We start from the raw sequence: 3582 nt of genomic DNA on the forward strand, positions 1-3582 counted from the left end.
CAAGAGCATCCATGGCGTGGACCGCTCCGTGGAGATCATCCGCAAGGCCACGGCCCTGGCCCAGGAATCCGGCCAGGCCCTGCACACCATCGTGGGCCTCGTGGAATCAAGCTCGGATCAGGTGCGCTCCATCGCCACCGCGGCCGAGCAGCAGTCCGCCACCAGCGAGGAGATCAACAAGAGCGTGGAGGACATCAGCCGCATTTCCAACGACACGGCCGAGACCATGAACCGCGCGGCCAGCGCCGTGGCAGACCTGACGCACCAGGCCCAGACCCTGAAGGCCCTGACCGACCAGCTGCGCGCCGAAGGGCAGGAAGGACAGGCGGGCTAGACGTCTTCGGTAGCCGTCCGCCCTAAACGTCCCAGTCCAGGCCGATGACGTCCAGCGTACCCGGCCCATGCACGCCGCGCACGAGCACCAGCTCGATGTCCGCGGTGCTGCTGGGTCCGGTGATGAGGTTCAGGCAGGCGGGCAGCTCGCCCGTGGGCAGGCGGTGCCGCTCCAGGAGCGCGGGCAGGTGCGAGACATCGGGCAGCAGCGCGCTTTTGGGCGCCAGCACCACCGAGGCCGGGGGCAGAAGCGAGGCGCTGCGGTGCTGGCCGGGTGCGGCCACCACGGCCATGCTGCCCGATTCCAGCAGCACGGCCTGGGCCAGCACGAAGCCCAGGTCGGCCCGGGCCAGCTCGTTGCAGCAGCCGGGCTCCAGACGCTCCAGGCCGGACAGGGCCGCGTCGAAGCCTCCGGGCAAACCCAGCACATCCAACGCGGCTTCCCAGCGCGTGTAGCTCTTGGCCCCGCGCTCGCGGACGATGTCCGCCACGTGGCGTGCGGCCTCGGCCGGGGTGCGCGCCAGGCGCACGCGCACGTCCAGGGGCTCAAGCACTGCCGTCAGAACGTCCCAGGAATCCGGGCCCACGGGCAGGGAGGCCGGGCGTTCGGGCGCGGTTTCCACCTCCAGGGGCGAAGCGGCCAGGCCGTTGCGCAGGGTGGCGAGGATTTCGGCGCGGCTCATTTGGATTCCTTCTTTTTGCGCCGGGCGGTGAAGGGCTTCTTCAGCTCCGGCGGGTGGCGCGAGTCCACGAACTCCGAAAGCCCGGGCAGGCCGGGCAGGCGCGGCAAAAGGTCCAGGTTCGGGTCCACGGCGCGGGCCATGCCCACGGCGAAGCGATAGGCCAACGGGTGCCGGGCCAGCATGGAGTGCGCAGTGGAGAAGGGATTGGCGCGCTCCCCGGCCACGCGCTGGCGCAGGGCCAGCATGAGCTTCGGGTGGTTGATGCCGAGCGGGCAGGTGCGCGCGCAGGCTCCGCAGAGCGTGCAGCCGAAGGGCAGGTCGCGGGTCTGCTCCGGCGGCAGCAGCAGCGAGGAAAGCAGCGTGCCGATGGGCCCGGAGTACACCGAGCCGTAAGCGTGGCCGCCGATGGTCTGGTACACCGGGCAGGAATTGAGGCAGGCCCCGCAGCGGAAGCAGGCCAGGGCTTCGCGCAGCACGGGATCGCCCAAGACGGAGGAACGGCCGTTGTCCAGAATGACCAGATGCATCTCCCTGGCTCCGTCGGTCTCGCCCGCTTTGCGCGGCCCGGTAAGCACGGACACGTAGGACGACATCTTCTGGCCCGTGGCGCTTCTGGGCAGCACGCGCAGGATGTCCGCGGCGTCGTCCAGGGTGGCCACCACCTTCTCCAGGCTCATGAGGGCCACGTGCACGGGCGGGCAGGTGGTGCTCATGCGGATGTTGCCCTCGTTCTCCACCAGGATGACGCTGCCGGTCTCGGCCACGGCCATGTTCACGCCGGTTATGCCCATGTCGGCGCTCAAAAACTTCTCGCGCAGGGCCTTGCGGGCCAAGAGCGTCAGCTCGGGGATGCTCTGGCCGTGCAGGTTCAGCTTCTCGGCGAAGAGTTCGGCCACGTCCGCGCGCGACTTGTGGATGCAGGGCGCGATGATGTGCGAGGGCGGCTCGCCCGCAAGCTGCACGATGAACTCGCCCAGGTCCGTCTCCCAGACCTCAGCGCCGGTGGCCTCCAGCGCCGGGTTGAGCGCGATCTCCTCGGTCACCATGCTCTTGCCCTTGACGATGACCTTGGCCCCAGCCTTCTTGGCGATGCCTGCCAAAAGGGTGCGCGCCTCGGAGGCGTCCGCCGCCCAGTGCACGTGCACGCCCACGGCCGTGGCGTTCCTCTCCAGCTGCTCCAGCAGCTCCGGCAGGCGCGCCAGCGCGCCCATGCGCACCGCCCGCGCCCGGGCGAAGTGCTCATCACGCCCAGCAAAGGCCTCAAGCGCGGCCCCGCGCTTGCCCATGAAATACCGTGTGGCGTGGTCCAGCACCGCGCGCAGGTTGGCGTCGCGGCAGGCCGATGCGCTCTGTTCGCGGAAGTGGCGCGGGGTCAGCTCCATTGTTCCGTTCTCCATGGTGCGCGCCGCCATTATTTCACCCTCCAGGCCGGAGTTTCCTTCTTGAGGGCCGCGGCCAGCACCTGGGCCACGTGCAGGGACGGCAGCCGCTGCCCCAGGCGCGCCATGTGGCCGCTGATGTTCATGAGGCAGCTGGGCTCGGCGCTGACGATGATCTCCGGCTTCGTGGCCAGGATCTCGGCGCACTTGTCCTCCACCAGAGCCTCGGACACGGAGGTGAACTGCAGGCTGAACACCCCGCCGAAGCCGCAGCAGCGCTCCGGCCGCTCGGCCTCCACCAGCGTCAGCCCGCGTATGGCCGAAAGCAGCCTGCGCGGCGCGGCCACGCCCTCCCCTTGCATCTGGCACGAGCCATGATAGCAGGCGCGCACCTTGAGGTGCAGGCCCAGCTTGTCCAGCTCCTGCTGGCCTGCCTGGCTCGTCTGTGCGGCCACGAACTCGCAGAACTCGAAGGTCCGCGCCGCCAGCTCCACGGCGCGGGCATGCTCCTCGGTCCCGGCCGCGAACAGCTCCGGGTAGGTGCGGACCATCTTCACGCAGGAGCCGGACGGGCAGACCACCGGGCCGGGCGCGGCGAAAATGTCCAGATAGCGCCGGGCCAGCAGCCGGGCGTTGGCCACGTCGCCGGTCTTGTAGGCCAGCTGGCCGCAGCAGGTCTGGCCGGACGGATGGCGGACCTCGACGCCCAGGCGCTCCAGCACCTCGACAACGGCCTCGGCCGTCTCGGGCTGGCAGTCCTCCACAAGGCAAGGGATGAACAGATGTGCGTGCATCGGCAGGGCTTACGCCCAGGCGCGGCGGCTGGCAAGTGAGGCGGGAATGGGGGAATGGGAAAGAGCCGGGGGCGCCGCCCCCAGACCCCCGCCAGAGGACACAAGGCCCTCTGGACTCCCTGTGGCGTCCGTTTTTGTCTCAGGCGTGAAAACCGCCTGAGACAAAAACGGACGCGGAGGGTCCGGGCGGGAGGAGGCGCGGGCCTGGGGCATGCGTCACTCCACCCCGGCGTCTTCACCTGTGTGCCCGCCGAACAGCGGAAGTCCCAGGGGCCTGCCGCCCTCCCTCAGCCCTGCCCAAGCGAGAAGCCCCGGAGCGCTCTTGCGCTCCGGGGCTTCTCGCTTGGCCTGCGGGTCCAGGGGGTGCATACCCCCTGGCGGGGTCTGGGGCAG

General features: G+C 69.9%; 3 protein-coding genes and 1 pseudogene. 1 reads left to right on the plus strand and 3 read right to left on the minus strand.

Features of this window, described 5'->3' with window-relative positions; genetic code table 11:
* Positions 1-334 (plus strand): annotated as a pseudogene (locus VN419_RS13630) (hypothetical protein); the annotation flags it as partial.
* Between the two features lie 22 nt (positions 335-356).
* Here the strand turns inward: VN419_RS13630 and VN419_RS13635 are convergent.
* From VN419_RS13635 to VN419_RS13645, 3 genes are read right to left on the minus strand one after another with little or no spacing between them, the layout of a single operon-like run.
* Positions 357-1016, minus strand: coding sequence for a LutC/YkgG family protein (locus VN419_RS13635; protein ID WP_325647764.1), 660 nt, complete (start codon positions 1014-1016; stop codon positions 357-359).
* Positions 1013-2413, minus strand: a complete 1401-nt coding sequence (locus VN419_RS13640) for a lactate utilization protein B (RefSeq protein ID WP_325647765.1) — start codon at positions 2411-2413, stop codon at positions 1013-1015. The genes VN419_RS13635 and VN419_RS13640 overlap by 4 nt, the downstream gene beginning before the upstream one ends.
* Before the next feature lie 14 nt (positions 2414-2427).
* Positions 2428-3189, minus strand: a complete 762-nt coding sequence (locus VN419_RS13645; RefSeq protein ID WP_325647766.1) for a (Fe-S)-binding protein — start codon at positions 3187-3189, stop codon at positions 2428-2430.
* Positions 3190-3582: the final 393 nt, after the last annotated feature.

This window comes from Humidesulfovibrio sp., from assembly GCF_035560995.1.
In the GTDB taxonomy this organism is placed as follows: Bacteria; Desulfobacterota; Desulfovibrionia; order Desulfovibrionales; family Desulfovibrionaceae; genus Humidesulfovibrio.